18 protein-coding genes are annotated in these 16,939 nt (G+C 61.6%); 12 read left to right on the forward strand and 6 right to left on the reverse strand.

Translation table 11 applies throughout. The annotated features are described in order from the left end of the window. Positions 1–9: 9 nt before the first annotated feature. The 3 genes from C483_RS17500 to C483_RS17510 all read right to left on the reverse strand — a co-directional run bounded on the left by C483_RS17500 (position 10) and on the right by C483_RS17510 (position 3,419). Entirely contained in the window at positions 10–783 is a 774-nt protein-coding gene (locus C483_RS17500) for an ABC transporter permease (RefSeq protein ID WP_006654696.1), read from the reverse strand. After that, a complete protein-coding gene (locus C483_RS17505) occupies positions 780–1,808 on the reverse strand; it encodes an ABC transporter ATP-binding protein (protein WP_049912879.1) in 1,029 nt (342 codons plus the stop codon). The genes C483_RS17500 and C483_RS17505 overlap by 4 nt, the downstream gene beginning before the upstream one ends. 126 nt (positions 1,809–1,934) lie before the next feature. Continuing rightward, entirely contained in the window at positions 1,935–3,419 is a 1,485-nt protein-coding gene (locus tag C483_RS17510; protein ID WP_049912905.1) for a metallophosphoesterase, read from the reverse strand. A gap of 160 nt (positions 3,420–3,579) precedes the next feature. Between C483_RS17510 and C483_RS17515 the strand changes: the two genes are divergently transcribed. Next, positions 3,580–4,536, forward strand: a complete 957-nt coding sequence (locus C483_RS17515; RefSeq protein WP_006654699.1) for a TIGR03557 family F420-dependent LLM class oxidoreductase — start codon at positions 3,580–3,582, stop codon at positions 4,534–4,536. 55 nt (positions 4,537–4,591) lie between these two features. Here C483_RS17515 and C483_RS20555 read toward each other — a convergent pair whose 3' ends face one another. Then, entirely contained in the window at positions 4,592–4,750 is a 159-nt protein-coding gene (locus C483_RS20555; RefSeq protein ID WP_169331436.1) for a hypothetical protein, read from the reverse strand. Between the two features lie 353 nt (positions 4,751–5,103). On the opposite strand from C483_RS20555, the gene C483_RS17520 reads away from it, so the two are divergent. From C483_RS17520 to C483_RS17530, 3 genes are all read left to right on the forward strand, one after another. Beyond that, positions 5,104–5,595 (forward strand): hypothetical protein, encoded by a 492-nt coding sequence (locus C483_RS17520; RefSeq protein WP_006654700.1) that lies wholly within the window; start codon positions 5,104–5,106, stop codon positions 5,593–5,595. A gap of 291 nt (positions 5,596–5,886) precedes the next feature. Then, positions 5,887–6,126, forward strand: a complete 240-nt coding sequence (locus tag C483_RS17525) for an antitoxin VapB family protein (RefSeq protein ID WP_006654701.1) — start codon at positions 5,887–5,889, stop codon at positions 6,124–6,126. Between the two features lies 1 nt (position 6,127). After that, the gene (locus tag C483_RS17530; protein WP_006654702.1) at positions 6,128–6,508 is read left to right on the forward strand and encodes a type II toxin-antitoxin system VapC family toxin; all 381 of its coding nucleotides are present in this window, start codon (positions 6,128–6,130) and stop codon (positions 6,506–6,508) included. A 137-nt stretch (positions 6,509–6,645) separates the two neighbouring features. On the opposite strand, the gene C483_RS17535 is transcribed toward C483_RS17530, so the two are convergent. Both C483_RS17535 and glyA read right to left on the reverse strand, forming a co-directional pair. Next, on the reverse strand, positions 6,646–7,176 hold the full coding sequence (locus tag C483_RS17535; protein WP_006654703.1) for a hypothetical protein: 531 nt from the start codon (positions 7,174–7,176) through the stop codon (positions 6,646–6,648). Positions 7,177–7,384: 208 nt separating this feature from the next. Further along, the gene (gene glyA / locus C483_RS17540) at positions 7,385–8,638 is read right to left on the reverse strand and encodes a serine hydroxymethyltransferase (RefSeq protein ID WP_006654704.1); all 1,254 of its coding nucleotides are present in this window, start codon (positions 8,636–8,638) and stop codon (positions 7,385–7,387) included. A gap of 207 nt (positions 8,639–8,845) precedes the next feature. Here glyA and C483_RS17545 point away from each other — a divergent pair, with 207 nt between their 5' ends. The 8 genes from C483_RS17545 to C483_RS17580 all read left to right on the forward strand — a co-directional run bounded on the left by C483_RS17545 (position 8,846) and on the right by C483_RS17580 (position 16,833). Then, the gene (locus C483_RS17545; RefSeq protein ID WP_006654705.1) at positions 8,846–11,104 is read left to right on the forward strand and encodes a hypothetical protein; all 2,259 of its coding nucleotides are present in this window, start codon (positions 8,846–8,848) and stop codon (positions 11,102–11,104) included. A 451-nt stretch (positions 11,105–11,555) separates the two neighbouring features. Further along, positions 11,556–12,374: a transcriptional regulator TbsP gene (gene tbsP, locus C483_RS17550; RefSeq protein ID WP_006654706.1), complete on the forward strand. Its 819-nt coding sequence runs from the start codon at positions 11,556–11,558 to the stop codon at positions 12,372–12,374. A gap of 268 nt (positions 12,375–12,642) precedes the next feature. After that, positions 12,643–13,065, forward strand: coding sequence for a CoA-binding protein (locus tag C483_RS17555; protein WP_049912906.1), 423 nt, complete (start codon positions 12,643–12,645; stop codon positions 13,063–13,065). 165 nt (positions 13,066–13,230) lie between these two features. Continuing rightward, positions 13,231–13,935: an RNase P subunit p30 family protein gene (locus C483_RS17560; RefSeq protein ID WP_006654708.1), complete on the forward strand. Its 705-nt coding sequence runs from the start codon at positions 13,231–13,233 to the stop codon at positions 13,933–13,935. After that, positions 13,919–14,548 (forward strand): class I SAM-dependent methyltransferase, encoded by a 630-nt coding sequence (locus C483_RS17565; RefSeq protein WP_006654709.1) that lies wholly within the window; start codon positions 13,919–13,921, stop codon positions 14,546–14,548. Before C483_RS17560 ends, C483_RS17565 begins: the two co-directional genes overlap by 17 nt. 38 nt (positions 14,549–14,586) lie before the next feature. Then, positions 14,587–15,099 (forward strand): Rpp14/Pop5 family protein, encoded by a 513-nt coding sequence (locus C483_RS17570; protein ID WP_006654710.1) that lies wholly within the window; start codon positions 14,587–14,589, stop codon positions 15,097–15,099. Between the two features lie 4 nt (positions 15,100–15,103). Next, a complete protein-coding gene (gene psmA, locus C483_RS17575) occupies positions 15,104–15,859 on the forward strand; it encodes an archaeal proteasome endopeptidase complex subunit alpha (RefSeq protein WP_006654711.1) in 756 nt (251 codons plus the stop codon). A 248-nt stretch (positions 15,860–16,107) separates the two neighbouring features. Further along, complete coding sequence (locus C483_RS17580) at positions 16,108–16,833, forward strand: ribosome assembly factor SBDS (RefSeq protein ID WP_006654712.1); 726 nt, start codon at positions 16,108–16,110, stop codon at positions 16,831–16,833. Positions 16,834–16,939: the final 106 nt, after the last annotated feature.

Consider the following 16,939-nt stretch of genomic DNA (forward strand, 5'->3'; position numbering starts at 1 on the left):
ACTCGAGACTCAATCAGTCTGCGGAATTGACCGCGCACCGAGTGTGAACGTAATCAGCGAGAGCATTGCGAGGATCGCGAGGTTCGCGAGTGCCGGGTCGAGTCCGGCGATAGTCGCGGGATTCGCAGCAGGATCAGTTGCCGCACGAACGCCGCGGGAGAAGTACGTCAACGGCGAGAGATTCACGAGCGGTTCGAACCAACCTGGAAGCTGATCGAGCGAGATGAACGTCTCCGAGAGGAACAACAGCGGCAGACCGATGGCGTTGCTCGCCGTCACCGCGCCGTCCTGGGAGTCGGTGTAGCTGCCGAGCATCGCGCCAATACCACAGAAGCCGACGACGCCGACCAGGATGTACGGCACGAGCAGCGCCGAGAACGTGATCTCGGCACCCGTCAGGAGGACGACGAGTGCGAGGATCAGCAGGCTTGCGAGCCCGATGATGACCGCGTTGACGGCCGTCTGGGCGAGCAGCCACTCGGTTCGCGTCAGTGGCGTCGTCGCAAGTTTCTCGAATCGGTTACCCTCGCGGTGGCGTGCAACCTCGCTCCCCATTCGCGAGAACGGCGTAAAGAGGACGACGACGGCCAGATAGCCCGGCACGTAGTAGGCCGCCGGCTCGGCAAACAGGCCACCGTCGCCGGGGTCCGTCCGCACGAGCGCGCCGAAGATGACGATCAGGATGACCGGGAAGAAGAACGTGAAGAACACCGCAGTCCGGCGGCGGATGAACGACCGCCAGCCGGCACTCGTCGCGGATCGAATACGTCCGAGGCGGCTCATGCGGTCTCACCCGTCTGCGTGAGGTCAGTGGCATCCCCATCGTCGGACGTCGCCGCACCACTGTCGCCTGCATTCCCCGTCCGCTCGCGCTCCATCCGGTCTGCCAGTTCGAGGTACACGTCCTCGAGATCCGGTTCGGTCCACGAGAGCCCAGTGTACTCGAGTCCCTGCCGGTCGAGGCTCTCGACCACAGACCCGATTGCGGCAGGGTCGATATCCTGCACGACGAGGGTGTCGTCCGGTGTCGACGACGACACCGTATCGTCGGCAGCCGTGTGCGTTCGGCTCCGGGCGCGTTCGACGGGGTACTCGAGTCCGGCGAGTGCGTCGGGGTCGGCGGCCGTCTCAATCTCGAGTCGACTCGAGCCGCCGTACTCGGTGACCAGCGCGTCTGGGGTGCCCTGTGCGATCAGTGAGCCGTCGGCCAGCAGGCCGACGCGGTCGGCCAGCCGTTCGGCTTCGGCCATATCGTGGGTCGTGAGCAGGACGGTGGTCCCGCCGGCTGCGAGCTCCTCGATCAGTCGCCAGACGGTGCGGCGGCCCGCGGGGTCGATGCCCGTCGTCGGTTCGTCGAGAAAGAGCACGTCTGGATCGTTGACGAGCGTCGAGCCGACGCAGACGCGTCGTTGCTGGCCGCCGGAGAGGTCCTCGTACCAGGTATCGCCGGCGTCGGCGAGGCCGACGTCTGCGAGCACGGCGTCGGGATCGCGCGGGTCGTCGTAAAGACCGGCGTAGTAGGCGAGCAGTTCGCGGGCGGTGAGACGATCCGGCGGTGAGAAGTCCTGCGGGAGGACGCCGAGGCGGTCACGGTCGATCGCCGTCGGTGACGTCTCGAGCACCGTCGCCGTACCTGAATCCGGCTCCGTCGTCCCCGTCAGTGCACGGACGAGCGTCGTCTTTCCCGCACCGTTGGGGCCGATCAGTCCGAAGACCTCACCGGCTGGAATCGAGAGCGACGCCCCTGACAGGGCGACGGTCTCGCCATAGCGCTTCTCGAGGGCAGTTGCCTCGACTACGGCAGTCATGTCCGACGATAGCGATGCAGCGTGGGTAAGGGGTTCGGTTCGCGCCATACGATCTGTTGTCGTTCGCTACCGGCGATATCTCCGGCGAGGGCGGCGATCACCGGCAAGACGCGACAACGATCCGTATCAGTCGTCCGCCGGCGCGGAAGCCGTCTCCGCTACCGGTTCTGCGCGCTGACCCGACGGATCGACGACGTGGCGCTCCGGCAGATCCGGTTCGGGTTCCCGGCCAACGGTGAAGAAGCGCTCGGTGCGAGTGAGTTCCTCCGAGGCGGGGCTCGCTTTGGTGATCTGCTCGAAGCCGACGGTGACACGCGGCGATTCTGTCTCGGTCGCGACGTCGTCTGCGGTCACAGTGGCGGCGTCGGACGCAGACGGTTGCTCTGCTGCGATTCGAACCGCTGCAAGCTGGTACGACGGGTAAAACACCGGCGGCAGGATGCCGATGATGCCGTCGCGTCGGTGAAGGCGTTTGAGCCACGTGCCGGTGTTGACGAGGACGCCGCCGTCGACTTCCTTGAGCATCGGTCGGTGCGTGTGACCGAAGCAGAAGATGGTCGTCTCCGGGTCGTTCGCGAAGAGTTCGCGGGCGGTCTCCTTGTAAGATGCCGTCGGATCGACCGTGAGATCGGTCTCGAAGACGCCGAATCGATTGATCGTCTTCTTGATATCCTGGCGGATGAAGTGGAGCGGAATCCCAACGAGAACGAGCATCCCGGCAACGCCGATATTGACCAGGAGCAGGAACCAGGCCACCGTTCCGGCCGTCCCGAACTGGCCGAGGAAGGTAATCGTTTGTTCGACCGGCAGCGTCCAGATCCCAGCGAAATGCAACCCAGAGAAGATTGCGAGCAGTGCACTGATGTTGAACAGCAACAGGAACGGCACCAGCGAGTACCGGATCAGCGGGTTCATCTCCCGGTAGAAATACTTCGAAAAGAGCCAGATCGGCATCCGTTCGGTCGGCGTCACCGCCTGGACATCTTTCAGCCAGTTGTATCGCCCGCGGTTCGACAACTGGCCCGCGCGACTCGTCACGAGCGTGTTGTAGTAGTACCCAAGCGGCGTCGCGTGCGGATTCCCCCAGTCCTCGATCCGATTGTTCGAATCTTGCTGGTGGCCGTGCTCGAAGTGAATCGCCTGGTCCCCGACGGGTCGAGTGATCGACTTCTCCTGGACGAGGTCGACGTTGTACTCGGCAAAGCGCTCGACGAACTCGTCGTAGGCCGCCAGTTCGTGATCGTGATTCCCCGGAATCAGGGTGATCGGGATGTTCTCGCCCGTCACCCGGAACTGCTCGAACAGCTCCGGATACGTCTCCTCGAGGACGTCGAACTTCTCGACGCCCTCGACGGTCGTGAACTCCCAGAGCCCGAACGCGTCGCCGTTGATCACGAGTTCGGCGTTCTCGTTGGTCGCTTCGAGTTGTTCGAGGAAGGCGAGCAGTTCGTCCAGAAACTCGACCTCCTCGAGTTGTTCGTCGCCGCCGATGTGGAGGTCGCTGATGACGTAGTAAACCCGGTCGTCGTGGTCGGTCTCGTCCTCGACGGGAGTTTCGGCCTCGTTGACGCCGTCTTCGTCACCATCGCCATCGTCGGATTCGGTACCCATTCGTGTATGTTCCCAGTCTGTGGCTCCACTTCGAAAGGTGTTGTCGTCTGGGGTCGCCACGAGCCAGTCGAACTCGAGTCCGGCGTCGCCAGCCAGCCGACCAGAACCGCGCTCGTGCAGGCTCAACCGTTACCCTCGGGTTCGTGGTAGCGAGCCCGGAATGACACAGTTTGGCTACACCCTCTCGAGTGAGGAACACGGCCCGACCGAACTCGTCGAATACGCGAGGCGTGCCGAGGAGATCGGCTTCGACTTCGTCTCGATTTCGGATCACTTCCATCCGTGGGTGTCCGCGCAGGGAGAGTCGGCGTTCGTCTGGTCTACCCTGGGTGGCATCGCGACAGCGACCGACGAGATCGAGGTCGGGGTCGGCGTTACCTGCCCAACGATGCGGATCCATCCGGTCAACGTCGCCCACGCGGTCGCGACTGTCGACGTGATGTTCGACGATTGGTTCACGTTCGGCGTCGGGACCGGCGAGAACCTGAACGAGCACGTCACCGGCGAGCGCTGGCCCGAACACGACGTTCGTCTCGAGATGCTAGAGGAGTCGATGGAGGTGATGCGAAAGCTCTGGACCGGCCAGACGACGAGCCACCACGGCGAGCACTACACGGTCGAGAACGCCCGTCTCTACACGGTACCCGACGATCAGCCGACCACCATTGCGAGCGCGTTCGGTCCGCAGACGGCCCGCTGGGCTGCGGATCACGGCGACGGCATCTGGTGTTCCGGTCCGAAAGGCGAGGTCGTCGAGGCGTACAGAGAGGCCGGCGGCGAGGGGCCAGCCTACACGCAACTGCACATGTGCTACGCCTCGAGCGAGGACGAGGCCGTCGACACCGTCTACGAGTACTGGCCCAACGGCTCGATTCCGGGCGAACTCGGTCAAGAACTCCCCACGCCGGCACACTTCCAACAGGCCGCCCAGCTGGTCGAACGCGAAGACATCGCCGAAGGCAGCACCGTAACCGGCCCGGACCCAGACGCTCACATCGACAGCATCGAACAGGCGATCGACGCGGGCTACGACCACGTCTACGTCCACCAGATCGGCCCTGAGCAGGAACAGGCACTCGAGTTCTACGAGGAAGAGGTGCTGCCCGCGGTTCGGTGAGAACGAGCGGTTCAGGACAGTCGTAGTTCCAGTGATCCGTTCTCGGCCGCCGTGCTCACTCTCCGTCCTTGTCCTCGTCCCCGTCCCCGCCCCCGTCCCGTGAACGGCCATCGTTCTGGCGCTCCGACTGCCACCAGCTCATCGCGAGGGTTGGCAGGAAGAGCAGGACACCACCCACGACGAGCACCACGACGAACAGGAGGAACTCGAGCATCGCTCTGTCTCGGCAGTACACGGTGTCGAGACCTTACTGTTTCGTCCCAACACGTTTCCAGAGAATATGATTGGGAGGGAATCGGTACTCGAAACAGCCGTATTCCAGACGCTTAGAGAGATTCAGTGCTGATCAGTCAGTTTGGCCTTGTTGAAACCCTCAATCGGTGATAGGCTTCAGCAACCGTGCTGAATACAGGTCGCAAATGTGGCACCCGGTAGAGCGCGATCTGCACGAAGAGTCGAACGCTCAGTACAGGTAAATCACATACCATCCAGCATAACCTAAATATGTTATAACCAACAGTAAGTGCGGGAGAAAGAATATCCGCATTGACTGCTTTCTTTTACGAAATGTCCTCCAGACGTAAATTATTAGTTATCCTACTCGGGTTTCTTGCCGTCGTACTACTTGTTGGAGCAGGGATGTTCACCGGTGTGTTTCAGCCTGATACGCCGGACGAGGGGGTTTCGGATGTTGAGAGTTACCCCGTCGCTCCCGAAAAACCGACTCCATTGAATTCCTCGAATGTCGCGGGCTACACTGTTACCTACGAGGAGAGACTGTTCTATAACGACCTCCTTGCAAGCCATAACCACACAGTCCATGACGATGAAAACGTGATAACCAACTGTACATCCCTCTCAGTCTCGAACGATAGTACAGACGAGTTTTACGTCCAGTTAGAGTGTCGTGGCGGTGTTACCGACTCATCGCAACTGACTGAATCAGAGGAGTTCACATACTCAGTTACCTACCGGATAATGAACAATACGACACAACAGACTGAAATCCAGAATTATCCCTTCGAAATCGATAGAAAGTTCAATAGCGAAAGGAATTAAGTTAGCAGGGTCGGTAATCCAGTTCTTTTATTCGGAACCAGGCATGAAAATCGCGGTCAGTACGCACGTGTAGTGTGCGGATTGTTCACTGCCTGCGGCGCGAAACAAACGGAGGTGGCGTGCTGCACTCATCCTCTGTATTCAGCATGCCTCTCTTGTCCGGTTGTGAGGGTTTCAACAGAGCCGTCAGTTTAGTCCGTCTTCGCGTCAGGTACCGAAATTACAGTATCCCGAGAGCCCCGATACGCCTAAGGGACCGAGCCGTGTACGTGTACACGTACACGTAGACGTATGGGAACGAAGAACATCACAATCACGACGGAAGCGTACCAGACTCTCAAAGCGCACAAACGAGAGGACGAGAGCTTTACGGACACGATCCTGCGCCTCACCGAGGCAGACAAGGACGTACTGAAAGGGTTCGGCATGCTCGCCGAGGACGATGGCTTCCCAGATTCGAGCGAGCGTACTCGAGTCGATCTCGATGAGGCGTTCGACGAGCGAGGGGAGCGACGGGACCGGAGCCTCTGAGATGATCGCACTGGATGCGTCGTTCGTGATCGACTATCTGAACGGCGTCGAGGCAACACGGTCGTTTCTGGAGCAGCGAGACGAACCGGTCTACTACGTGCCGACGCTGGCGCTGTTCGAAGTCGCCCGGGAAGCGGCCTGGGCCGAGAGCCGATCGGTCGAGGACGTACTGGCGGGGCTCGACTGGACAGAGCCGCTGGCGTTCGACGCGGGTGCGAGTCGAGAAGCAGCGCAGATTCATACGGAACTGCTCGAAAACGGGATGCCGATCAACGCGGCCGATGTGATGATCGCCGGCATCTGTCGACATCACGGTGCGTCGCTGGTCACGCACAACGGCGACTTTACGGCTGTTCCCGGTCTGGAACTAGTCGATTATTGACGGTGAGCATGTCCAGTCGATTGAGTCGCCAGTTCCAGTCTGAGTTTCAGTAGGCTCCCATCTCTATGATGTAGCTGAGATCGCCGGTCGCTTCAACAGCAACCCGCGCAGCGAAACCTGGTCGGCAGGCGGGTCGGTCAATCTTCAACGAGGATTTCGTCGTGTACGTAAACGGGAACGCGACAGGACAGGTCGTCAGTATCCGAACTCCCAGTCATGCGAATCGTTTCGGGTGTCGACTGTCGGATCGTCTCGAACGAGACCGGCGGCGTCGAACGAACCACTCCTGATCGAGAGACAACGATCTGTCGGCTCACGATGAGTACACGGCCGTCGTCGATTCCGAGTCGCTCCGAACCAGCCGCTGTCGTGAGGGCAACCGACACCGAGTCCGTTTCGCTGAGTCGGTCTTCGAGAAGGGCCTCCACGTATTCTTTCGAAGCCGAGACACACTGTGTTTCGGTTGCCCCCTCTCCATTGTCTGGTCGTTCGAACTCGAGTGTGGCCGCTGTGGCGCGCACTGGGTCGTCTTGCCAATCGTCGACGTGCTCGTTCGGGTCCAGGGCTGGATCCGAGTCCGATTCAGTCGTGAGCACAGACGAACAGCCAGCGAGGAGCCCGAGCAAACCGACAAATGTGGTGAGAATGGTCCGTCTCACGAGCATCATTGGCAGGCCAATCGTTGTCAATGGATAAATACTTTCAGAGAGCAGATTGGTGCCATTGGTCACTGTCCCCTGAACTACCTGTGAAGTACTCACAAGACTGAATCCCCTGTATTACCCGCGAAGCGCACGCAAAGCTGGGTGAAGAAGAAGTGGTCGATATAGCGAATACAAAACCAGAAAACCCGTCGAATTGACTACCGCAGCGACGTTATGCGTCTTCGTACAGCGGATTCGCCGCACAGAGTTCGTCGACTTCTGCACGAACCGACTCGAGTACCTCCTTGTCGTCCGGGTCGTCGATCACGCGCGCGATGAGGTCGGCGACCGTTCGGCAGTCGTCTTCATCGAAGCCGCGGGTCGTCAGCGCCGGCGTACCGGCGCGGATGCCCGAGGGATCGAACGCCGAGCGGGTCTCGCCGGGGACCGTGTTGCCGTTGAGGACGATGCCGGCGTCCTCGAGTGCCTCCTCGGCGTCGCCGCCGCTTGTGTCGGGATGGCTCTCGCGCAGGTCGACGAGCACGAGGTGGTTGTCGGTGCCCTCGGAGACGAGCGAGAAGCCGTGTTCTGCGAGCTGGTCGCCGAGTGCCTTCGCGTTGGCGACGGTTTGTTCGGCGTAGTCCTCGAACTCGGGTTCCAGTGCTTCCTTGAAGCCGACGGCCTTGCCGGCAACGTTGTGCATGAGCGGGCCGCCCTGGCCGCCGGGGAAGACGGCGGAATCGATGTCGTCGGCGTACTCCTCTTCGCACATGACGATGCCGCCGCGACCGGAGCGGATCGTCTTGTGGGTCGAGCCGGTGACGAAGTCGGCGGTGCCGACCGGTGAGGAGTGAACGCCGGCGGCGACGAGCCCGGTGATGTGGGCGATGTCGGCGAGGTGGAGTGCGTCGACATCGTCGGCGACGTCCTGAATGCGCTCCCACTCGATTTCGCGTGGGTAGGCGGAGTAACCCGAGACGATGATATCCGGCTCGAACTCGGCGGCCTGTGCTTCGAGCCCGTCGTAGTCGATGTAGCCGGTCTCGGCGTCGACCTCGTACTGTTCGACGTCGTAGAACTGGCCGACGAAGTTGGCCGGGTGACCGTGACTCAGGTGCCCGCCGTGGGTCAGATCCAGCGAGAGGATCTTATCGCCAGGTTCGAGCATCGCGAAGTAGACAGCCTGGTTGGCCTGCGTGCCCGAGTGGGGCTGGACGTTGACGTGGTCGGCACCGAACAGCTCCGTGGCGCGTTCGATGGCGAGTTCCTCGACCTCGTCGGCGTACTCACAGCCGCCGTAGTAGCGCGAGCCGGGGTAGCCCTCCGCGTACTTGTTCGTCAGCGCGCTCCCCTGGGCGTCGATAACGGCCTCGCTGACGTGGTTCTCGCTCGCGATCATCTGCAGGGATGATCGCTGGCGCTCTACCTCTCCCTCGAGTGCGTCGGCGACGGCGGGATCGACTTCCCGAACGTGCTCGTGGTCCATGTGCGAAGTGGTGTCTGGCTGCTGTATAAGTGTACCTCTCTTCGGCAAACCGAGACACGAACACAAGCGAGTTTGCTGGTGACGATGGTGGTTTCGACTGTGGGCTGTTCCGACGTTCGGTGGTAGTCTGTTGCCGACTATCGTGTCCCTTGCAAGCGATTACCATCCGATACAACTAACTGCGTTGCGTCGGATCTATCGCATGACATGCTCGTGTGGGATGAACGACAGGACGGCGTTCGCGTTACCGACACCGACAGCGCTACACTGGCGATTACGGGCGAAGAATTTGTCATCCGCGACCGAAATCCCGAACTCCCACGTCCGGTCGACGAAACCGTCTCGGTGCGCGCGAGCAAACTCCGCTTTCCACACGCCGTCGTCTACGCCTTCCCACTGGATTCGGCGTCGGCACCGATCGAACTCGACCCCTGTGGCGACCCGCTGTCGCTCCCGCCCGGTGAGTACGTCGTGGACATCGACACCGAGATCAAAAGCTACCTCCAGTTTCACAGTTCGGCTCGCATCGAACGCACTGACGACTTCGAATCCGTCGTCGTCTCCTTTCCCGAACGGACCAGCGTCGACCTCGGCTTTCGCAGCCACCACGAGTTCCCCGCCGGCAGCATTACCGTCCCGGACTCGCCCTCTGCACTCGCAACCGCCATTTCGCATCTATCCTCCTCACACAAGACGACGCGCGCCGACCGATCCTATCCAACCCTGCGCGGCCACCCGCCGCTTCTCGAGTTCGGCGACGAACTGCACGTCCCTGACTGCATCCGAGCCGATACGCCCGAGACTGGCATCGAACTCGTCGTCCCGCCCTGCTACGAGTCGATCTATCTCGTCGCACCACTTGCATACTACCTGCAGGCACGGCTTCGGACCGACGCGTCGCTGTACCCCGACGCAGAAACCGGTGTCGTGCTCCGCCTCTCTGACCTCGGCATCGACCACCACCTCGCCGGCCCGCCCGCACTCGAGTCCGCGGTCACAGAACTCCTCCGACAGACGTTCTTCCTCGACTGTCTGGTTCGCAACGCCGGCCCCTACGGAACGGCGTTAGCGGAGGAGGCGGTGCTCGATGAGGAGCGGGTCGACATCGAGCCGGCACGGCTCTACGAGGCGACACCCCAGGAGCGGCTGGCAGCCTACCTCGACGTTCCGTTCGAGGCCATCGAGTCCCAGCTGCCGGAGTGGCACCTCGCGACGTACGTTGCCCCCGAGTACGAGCACGTCGAGACGCTCCCGTTCCTGCTGGATCGACTCAGTCTGCTCTACCGACCGGAGACCTCACACCTCGATGGGCAGGAGCTGGTCGACCGGTCGCTTACCGCGTCCTACAGCGGTGGCGAGCGATCCAGATCCGGATCCAGCGGCGAGGTTGCCTCCGTCGACATCGTCAAACCCGAACTGCGCCACGGACGAGTCCACGGCTGGCTCGCAGACGGCGTCCCGATCGATGTCTTCAACGCCGCCCCTGAAGCGTACGCGAACCGACTCGAGTACCTCGAGCGGGCGAGCGAGGAGACCTCGGTCTGTGTCGTCCTGAACGATCCGGAGATGGCCGGCGAGCACAACGACGTTTCGGAAATCTATCGCACACGGTCGGGTGAGTTACCGATGACTGTCAGGGTCACCGAAGGGGTTACGACGGCCGAACTCGCGCGAATCTTCGAGGACGGTTTCGACTTCGTCCACTACATCGGCCACTGTGAGGAAGCCGGGCTGCGCTGTCCGGACGGCCACCTGTCGATGACGAGTCTCGATCGCTGTGAGACACAAACGTTCTTTCTCAACGCCTGTGGGTCGTTCTACGAGGGGCGGACACTGATTGAGAAGGGCAGCGTCGCCGGAGCCGTCACCGTCAGGAAGGTGTTGAACGAACACGCCGTCAAGGTCGGCTCAGCCTTCGCGAAGTTGCTGGTCCACGGGTTCAGCATCGAGCGGGCGATGGCGCTCGCCCGACGGCGGATCATCATGGGCAAAGATTACACCGTCGTCGGCGACGGCACCCACTCGCTGACACAGGGCGAACACCGCCTCCCGACGACGGTTCGTGTCGATGAGCTCGATGCAGCGACTGGAGAAAGGAGGTCGGAACCACGACCGGAAACGAACGATGCCGGGACCGAGACCGGGACCGGGACCAATACCGACACGACACCCAATACCGACACCGTACTCGAGTACCCCCGAGTCAACACCGATCCCCAAATTGACGCTGAAACTGGTGACGTGCAGTATCTGGTCACCCTCGACTGCTACTCGCCGCGTCTCACGGGGTCGTACTACTTTCCCCACACTGCAGACAACGAGCTGGCATACCTCTGTGGCTCTGAGTCGACGTTCGTACTCTCGGCATCGGAACTCGTAACGTTGCTCAAAGAGACGTCGGCGTCGGTGATCTACGACGGCGACATCGAGTGGTCGCATGCGATCTGGCCGACGTTCGAATCGTGAGTCACAGAGTATGTGTCGCGGGGTCACGACCCGTCGTCGCGACTGGAACTACAGCCGTGCCGATCGCGAACTATGGTCCGCCGTACGTGCTCACACGCTCTGACCTGAGCCGTGGAAGCGTCTCCCGAATCTGTGCGGAGACTGCGAGAACGGAGTGGTGGAGGGGCCAAGCGTCAATCCAGGGTCGGGGAGGCATCGTGTCCATACAATCTACCAATGCCAGAACCAAAACATATAACTGACGCAAATTTTATCGGTTTCCGAGATTGTACTAAACATCAGTACCTGGCTCGTTGAGATTCGGTACCCATCTCTGTAGATCAGTTGAACGTGTCGATGCAATGAACTTCGAACGGACAAAAATTACTGGTTCGTCAATCAGGTGAGAAGTTCTGCCGTGATGATGGCCACCAAAATTAAGTACCGCGCTCTCGTTTACTTCTGTAGAGAGATGGCTTCGAATTTACTCAACCACCAGATTGACGATATACTGGAATCGATTCTCGAAGACGCAAGCGGTGACGTGTACATGGTCAACCCGTCACGGGAGGCCATCGAAGAGTTCATTTCCGTCGCCACAGCGTTCGACGGCTCACTCCCATCGGTCCACATGCTTGCCGACGAACGCACCCTGAAAGCGGTCATGGACGACTTCATCGTCGCCTCGAACGCAGCGGACCTCATCAGCGAGGGCGCACTCGCACTCCACACGCTCGATGAGGCACCCGAGAACTCGCTGCTCGTCACTGACGAGCGCGTCATCGCCGTCGTCCACGCCGGCGACCGCGTCGGCGGCCTCGTCACCGACGACGACAGCTTCGTCGAGGACACCTTCGATACCTACGCGGCCCGCTGGGAGGACGCCTCCGCCTTTAACCTCCGAACACCACCGATTACGGACGTTCGCGAGACGCTCGCTGACGAGATCAGTCCCGACGCGGAAGAGGATTTCACGGCGATTCTCAACTCGCTCGAGACCGCCCGTGGCGATGGCGACGGCCTCGACGAAGTCACGATTTCGCTGCTCGTCGCGGCGAAGAACGAGGCGCTGCTGTACGACATCAGCAAGTGGGGCGAAGACGTGGGCATCGCTAGCAAGGCGACGTTCAGCCGCACGAAGACCAAACTCGAGGACATGGGCCTGATCGACACCGAGAAGGTTCCGATCGACGTTGGCCGCCCGCGTCTGCGTCTGAAGATCGGCGACGACCGCCTGCGCGAGGCCGACAACGGACAGCTCGCGACGGTCGCACAGTCGATTCTGAACTAGCATCCGACTGCGACGGGTTTTCTCACCCATCATCAGTTGAGCAATTCACACCGCTCACAGTATCGTCTTTCACTGAGCCACCGTACTCGAGTTCGCGGCGGATGTCTTTCGACGCCGATTCCCGCTTCCACTGTTTCCACGTAAGTCCACGCGACGCAGTCGGTAGCGTGAACAGCCGATAGTACCAACTGCGACTGGTTACACACTGGTCAGGTAGCCGTCGTACGGTCGGGTGTGGATTCATTTGTCGTGGCAACGAGGTATGGCTGTGCCAATCGAAGACCCAGATAAGCTCCGGCAGATTCTCGAATACGACCGCGTTGCAGTCGTCGGCGCATCGACCTCGCACGAGAAAGCAGCACACATCGTCCCAGCGTATCTCCAGCGACACGGGTACGAACTTCGACCAGTCAACCCGCACGCGAGCGAGGTTTTCGGAGAACGTGCGTTCGATTCACTGTCCGACGTTGTGGACCCCGTCGACATCGTCCAGATCTTCCGGCCGAGCGAGGAAGTTCCGGACATCGTTTCACAGGCGCTGGATCGCGACGGTGTGAAGGCCATCTGGATGCAGCCAGGAACGCAGAACGACGAGGCAGCACGTGCGGCCGAAGCCGCTGGCATCGCTGTCGTTCAGGACCGCTGTATGAAAGTCGAACACGGCCAACTCATCCGAAACCCGATGAACTGAGTCGGACCGCAGACACCCGTTCTCGGGTGCTGGTCCCACCACTCTGCCCGCAACTTCCATCCTGTGACTCACACCTCTCTCCCCGAGTCCGCAACCGCTAACCCCGCCGCGGATCCGCAACCGGATGACGCAAACCCCAAGTTCGCGCCGCGTGAGAGGACTCGTATGTATGAGGCCGTCCACGCCCACCCCGACGGAGATAGCACGGTCGCCAGACTCGCGAAAACGGCGGCTGACTACGGGTTCGACGGCGTGGTCGTGCGCAACGACTCGAGTACTCGCGCAGAATTCGATGCCGACGAGATCAGTGCGGCGTACGACGTCGACGTCGTCGAAGGTGTCGAGATCAACGCCGACAGCGTCGAGCAGGCAAGCGGCGCGGTCGGGAACTACCGAACTGATGAGACCATCGTCACGGTTTCGGGTGGCTCACCGACGATGAACCGCTTTGCCGTCGAGAACGAGAAGGTGGACGTGCTCGCCCATCCGATGACCGACAGCGGCGACGTGAATCACGTGCTCGCGAAGGCGGCAGCCGAGAACGGCGTCCGATTCGAGTTCGACCTCTCAGGCGTGCTCCGGACCCACGGCGGCAGGCGAGTCCGGATCATCCAGTCGCTACGGAAGTTAGAAGATATCATCGGCTACTACGACGCACCCTACGTCGTGAGTGCGACGCCGCGGTCGCACCTCGAACTGCGTGCACCCAGGGAGCTAGCGGCACTCGGCGAACAGATCGGCTTTTCGAAGCCCTTCATCGAGGAGGGGCTCGCCGAGTGGGGCCACCTCGCCGACCGCAATCGTCGGATTCAGTCCGAGTCGTTCATTGAGCCGGGGGTCAAACGGGGTAGGTATGAAGAAGAGCATTGAGAAACACGCCGCCCGCTTCGACGAGGCCGCAAGCGAGTACGACGACGACAGTTCCGAAGAGTATCGTGCGTGTGCGAACCTGGTAATCGAGCACGCCGCGCCCGACGCGGACGAGGTCGTTCTCGACCTTGGCACCGGGACCGGCGCAATTGCGCTTGCGCTGGCCCCCGACGCAGAACGCGTCGTCGGCCGCGATATCAGCGAAGGCATGATGGAGGAAGCGGCGTCCAAAGCGGCCGATCAGGGGATCGACAACGTCGAGTTCGGCCACGGGACGTTCCGCGAGCCGGAGTACGACGGCACGGTCAGCGTCGTCACCTCCAACTTCGCGATGCACCACCTCTCGGACGAGGAAAAGCGCGAGGCAATTTCCGTGATCGGCGGCCTCGGCCCGCAGCGGTTCGTCCTCGGCGACGTGATGTTCTTCGGCGAGCCCAACCCCGACGAGCCGTTCTACTCACCCGAGGTCGACGATCCCGCGACCGTTGGCTTCCTCGCCGACGCGCTCACGGATGCCGGCTTCTCGCTGACAGCCGTCGAGCGCGTCCACGAGCAGGTGGGCGTACTGGTAGCCGAGCGTGGCCACAGTCGTGACGAAACCGACGCCCAATAACACCTCGAAGCCGCAATGAAACACCCCCCTAAGTCGCAATGAAACATCTTCCCAAACACCTCCGCCCGCGCTGGCGCTATCTGGCAGTCGAACTCGAGTGCTGGCCCGATTCCTCGATCGATCGGCGGGCGTTTCAGCGCGAGTGCTGGTACGCCGGCCAGAACTTGCTCGGCGATCCGGGGGGTGCCCGCGCCGATCTCTCCGTGTTGCAGTTCGACTTCGACTCGACGGCAGGCGTCGGCGAGGCGCTCGTCAAGGTCAGACACGGCTGGAGCGACGAGGCCCGGGCAGCGATCGCCTGTATCGACGCCATCGACGGCGAGCCGGTCGGTGTGCGGGTCAGCGGTATCAGTGGCACGATCCGTGCCGCTGAAGAAAAGTATTTAGGACGCCGCGGGCAAGATTCTGAAGAGAGACACGTCGTGTTCGGGAACGAGGAGCGAGTCGCCGTTGTGCGCGATGGATCTGTAGACGTGCGACTCGATGCGGCGTTCGCGGGGACGACAGACCTCGATTACGACGATTCCGACTACGATTACGATTTAGCGTGATACTATGCAGGGACAAGCCCAACAGCAGGCGTACGACCGAGGCATCACGATCTTCTCGCCCGACGGCCGACTCTACCAGGTGGAGTACGCCCGCGAGGCGGTCAAGCGTGGCACGGCGAGTATTGGCGTTCGAACCGACGACGGCGTCGTGCTGGCCGTCGACAAGCGCGTTCCCTCGCCGCTGCTCGAAGACTCGAGCGTCGAGAAGATTCACAAGGCAGACGACCACATCGGCATCGCGAGCGCCGGCCACGTCGCCGACGCGCGCCAGCTGATCGACTTCGCGCGCCGCCAGTCGCAGGTCAACCAGCTGCGCTACGGCGAACCGATCGGCGTCGAGACGCTGACGAAGGAGGTCACCGACCACATCCAGCAGTACACCCAGGTCGGCGGCGCTCGTCCGTTCGGTGTCGCACTGATCGTCGGCGGCGTCGAGAACGGCGAACCGCGCCTGTTCGAGACTGACCCGTCCGGCACGCCGTACGAGTGGAAGGCCCTCGCTGTCGGTGCCGACCGCAGCGAACTCCAGAACTACCTTGAAGAGAACTACGACGACGAGGCGGACCTGGACGGCGGAATCCAGCTCGCCCTCGACGCACTCGCGTCGGTCAACGACGGCTCGCTGCTGCCAAGCGAGGTCGGTCTCGCGACTATCGACACCGAAAGCGAGAGTTTCGAGCAGTTCGAGCAAGACCGCATCGCGGACCACCTAGAAGAAAACGACCTCCTCGACGACGGTGAGGAGGACGCAGACGAGTAATCGCAATCGAACGCCACCACGGCGAGTGACCGCACGTCGTCACAGGCGACGAACACCAAACGGCAAACCGCGGACTGCGAACCGCACTCCTTCTCGACCAGCCGTTTCGAACCCGCCACTCCGACCTGAGTCCCAACTTCGTGTCTGGGCCCCAACTTCGTGTTGTCGCCAAACTCTCCGGCACAACTCCCGCCCAACAGCCCACCAGCAGGAAAAACTCTTTTAGGCGGCCGACGGAACTCTCTGCTATGATATCACTCGACGAGGCGGTGACAGCGCGACTCGAATCCCACGGGGCGCGCTTCGAAGTGTTGGTCGACCCGGACGCCGCGCTCGCCATCAAGCGCGACGAATTCGACGGCGACTTGGAGGACGTCATCGCCGCAGAGGACGTCTTCGAGAACGCCTCCCGCGGGGACCGCCCCGCCGAGGACGACCTCGAGACGGTCTTCGATACGACCGACCCACTCGAGATCATCCCCGAGGTCGTCAAAGAGGGAGAGATCCAGATCACGGCCGAACAGCGCCGCGAGATGCAAGAACAGAAGCGCAAACAGCTGATCAACACCATCGCGCGCAACGCTGTCAACCCGCAGATGGACAACGCGCCCCACCCGCCAGAGCGGATCGAGAACGCACTCGAGGAGGCGGGCTTTACGGTCGACCCGATGGAGACGGTCGAGTCGCAGGTCGATGAGGCGCTCGACGACCTCCGGCCGGTGATTCCGATCCGGTTCGAAGAAGTGACGATCGCGGTCCAGATTCCGGCGGACTACGCGGGCAGCGCACAGGCGCAGGTTCGCCAGTTCGGCGACCTGGAACGCGAGGAGTGGCAACCCGACGGCTCGTGGATCGGCGTGGTGACGTTCCCGGCAGGGATGCAAAACGAGTTCTACGACGTGGTCAACGAGCACTCGAGTGGCAAGGCGGAGACGGAGTTGGTCAAGGATAAGGACGACCTGCAGACGCGCTGAGTTGCGCCACACAGGCGCGGTAGCAGTGTTTTAGAGCGGTGTACTGTGTCTGTTCGTGAGACGAGCGGCTGGCATTTAATTTCGATGAAGTGTATCTGTTCGTCAG

Origin of the sequence: Natrialba hulunbeirensis JCM 10989 (genome assembly GCF_000337575.1) — an archaeon.
GTDB classification, from domain to species: domain Archaea; phylum Halobacteriota; class Halobacteria; order Halobacteriales; family Natrialbaceae; genus Natrialba; species Natrialba hulunbeirensis.